The sequence below is a fragment of the Daejeonella sp. genome, assembly GCF_046590655.1.
GTDB lineage: Bacteria > Bacteroidota > Bacteroidia > Sphingobacteriales > Sphingobacteriaceae > Daejeonella.
This window is the reverse complement of record NZ_JBKJUM010000053.1, coordinates 1-2686: the sequence shown is the minus strand read 5'-3', so window position 1 is coordinate 2686 and position 2686 is coordinate 1. Positions and strand designations below refer to the sequence as shown.

3 protein-coding genes are annotated in these 2686 nt (G+C 40.8%); all 3 read right to left on the bottom strand.

Annotation, left to right across the window (positions count from 1 at the left end; genetic code table 11):
- Positions 1-245: 245 nt before the first annotated feature.
- The 3 genes from ACLL8Z_RS05785 to ACLL8Z_RS05775 all read right to left on the bottom strand — a co-directional run bounded on the left by ACLL8Z_RS05785 (position 246) and on the right by ACLL8Z_RS05775 (position 2598).
- Positions 246-1145, bottom strand: a complete 900-nt coding sequence (locus tag ACLL8Z_RS05785) for an IS3 family transposase (RefSeq protein WP_411273819.1) — start codon at positions 1143-1145, stop codon at positions 246-248.
- On the bottom strand, positions 1142-1687 hold the full coding sequence (locus ACLL8Z_RS05780; protein ID WP_411273818.1) for a hypothetical protein: 546 nt from the start codon (positions 1685-1687) through the stop codon (positions 1142-1144). Before ACLL8Z_RS05780 ends, ACLL8Z_RS05785 begins: the two co-directional genes overlap by 4 nt.
- A 125-nt stretch (positions 1688-1812) precedes the next feature.
- Positions 1813-2598, bottom strand: coding sequence for an NIPSNAP family protein (locus ACLL8Z_RS05775; protein WP_411273817.1), 786 nt, complete (start codon positions 2596-2598; stop codon positions 1813-1815).
- Between the last annotated feature and the right edge of the window lie 88 nt (positions 2599-2686).

Below are 2686 nucleotides of genomic sequence, written 5' to 3'. Positions count from 1 at the left end.
ACTAATTCAGGAATTATTCAATAACCTGTATAGCTATTTCAGGACGAGACACTTTGTAGGGGTCTGGTAGGGGTCTTGTTTGGCTCTTTCTTGGCTGGAGTAGCCAAAAATGCACTTTTACCCAGAGAAGAACCATAGAAGACCCAAACAAAAGGCCTTTTTTTGTCTCGTCCTGAAATAGCTATACAGGTTATTGAATAATTCCTGAATTAGTTATACAGTGCAATTTATTATTCCTGATTAAGCTATACAATAGATATTTGCTTGGATTTGTAATTTCTTTTTTTCCATTTTTTTGGAAGTATTCCATTCCTCAGATGGGCCAGTTCGGGTGTAAGATAGTCGCAGCTGCTGTGTGGCCTGATCTGGTTATAAGCTCCAATCCTTTCCGCTATTTTTGTCCTGGTATCGTCAAAGCCCGCATTTGAATAGTATAAGTCGAACTCAGTTTTGAGGATGCCGTTAACCCGTTCTGCAAGAGCATTTTCATACGGGTCACCGTTCTCAGTCATGCTGATGGCGATTTTGTTTTCAAGCAGTACCTCCACATACTCTTTGCTGCAATACTGCGATCCCCGGTCGGAATGATGAATAAGGATATCTTCATAGATTCTGTTATTCAATGCCATTTTCAAAGCCTCGGTACAACCTTGAGCTTGCAGGTCTTTCCTAAAGCAATAGCCCATAATCTTGCGCGAGTACGCATCAGTGACCAGACTTAAGTACCCCCATCCGCTATTCATACGGATATAAGTGATGTCGCTGACCCACAGTTGTTCGGGGCGGCTAACTTCCAGTTCTCTAACCAGATTAGCATATTTATGCATCCAATGCCTGGAATCAGTAGTTATTACTCTACGCTTGCGCCTGCGGATATCCAGGCCATGTTCACGCATCAGTCCGAATAGGTAGTCTCTGCCTATAGAAATCCGATGTTCTGCAAGCAACGGACCGATCATTGCGTGAAGCTTTAATGTGCCTACTCGTGGTAATGACTTACGAATTTTAGCTACGTGCTGCAATACGATATCTTCCTTTAAGCCGGTATCCTGCATTCGCCACGAGTGATCATACCAGGCGTGACGTGTTTTGCCAAACAGTCTGCACAGGGTCTTTATCCCCAATTGGGGATGGTCCTGTTTCATTTGGGTGACTGCTTGGCACCAGACTTTTTTCTGATATCGATCTTAAGTTGCTCTTCTGCAATGTCTATCATTGTTTCCAGAGCACGAATCTTCAACTGTGCCTCAGCCAATTGATGCTCCAGCGCTTTAGTATCCGTGGGATTTAGGTTTTCTTTCGGGGGCTTCTTCATAGGGATAATGGCACTAAGGTCGGCATTTTCCTCACTTGCTTTCTTTATCCACCCACGAATCACCACCCCGCTAGTAATCCCAAATGACGTTGCCGCTTCATTGATACTCATGCCGGATTCAATCGCCCGTAGAACCGAGCGCTTTACTGATGGTTTGTAACTCCGGTTAGTAATAGGATGGTAATCGGGTGACGAATAACGAGTCATCCACTTGTTAAGTGTGATACCGCTCATTCCATACAATGATGCGACATCTTTTAACATTACTCCAGACTCAGCAAGTCGGACTGCTTCCATGATTATTTCCCTGGGATAGCGATCACTTTTTTTTGCTCTCTCATACTTGAACTCTGATGTTTTTTTTGTTTCCATACACGTTGTTTCTGTGTATAGTTATTTTAGGAAGTGACAATTTGCTGAAGATTCTGAATATGATAAACCGTTTATTCCATACATTCTGCAACCACTTTGCCGCCCATAGCAGAAGCACTGATGATCTATATCTGCGAATAGTTTGTGGGATTTAAAAGTATAGTTTCATTTTTTGAAACTGTGTTCTTATAGTACTCCATTGCAGATAATTTTTTCCATTCTGGATCAACTCTAAATGCATTCCAATGTTCATCCCGCGCGGCCATATCCTCAAATGTCGTCATGTACATCAAATTAGGCATTCTACTACCGGCAATAACACTTCCGTAAAATACGGCATTAAAGCCAAGCCGTTTAAATAAACTGATCTCTCCCCCTGTATTGAACATTTCCACCTTTCTTGTATACATTTTCTCAGTAGGCCCTTCATAACTTCTAAGCTCGTAAACTCGCTTTGAAAGTTCGTTTTTCAACGCCGGGACCTCCATATTTGGCATAAGGGAAAACGCTTTGATAAATATAGATTCCATTCTTTTGTAAGGGGCTTTATTATACGAAGCATCCAGATAGGCTTTACCATTTTCATTATACATGGCATCTTTTGCGAGCTGTTCGGACATATCGGTAAATTGCTTTGTAGATTTAAATGGAACCAGAACATAAATCCGCTTATCCTCAGATAAAGTATTGTTTACGGGTTTAAAAACACCCACGTTCTGAATTCCTTTGCGATTCATTGCAGGTAGAAAAGCATTTTTAAGATAGTCGTCAATCAGTTCCTCCTGACTTGCATTTTCAAAATGATAAACTTTTATCTCATAAAATGGTGTTTTCTTTGATTGGGCGAAAACCTGGGGACCATAGATTGAGCTCAACAGAACAGCCAGTGTTACAATAAATCTAAATTTCATAATGTTAAAAACTTGTTTGTGATAAAGGTAATACCAAATTAATACAATTGGATCATTAAAGGAGAAGTTTACAATTTAGCATCATTGA

Coding starts and splice junctions, on each gene's coding strand:
- ACLL8Z_RS05785 (WP_411273819.1), bottom strand. CDS start 1,145: ATGAAACAGGACCATCCCCAATTGGGGATAAAGACCCTGTGCAGACTG.
- ACLL8Z_RS05780 (WP_411273818.1), bottom strand. CDS start 1,687: ATGGAAACAAAAAAAACATCAGAGTTCAAGTATGAGAGAGCAAAAAAA.
- ACLL8Z_RS05775 (WP_411273817.1), bottom strand. CDS start 2,598: ATGAAATTTAGATTTATTGTAACACTGGCTGTTCTGTTGAGCTCAATC.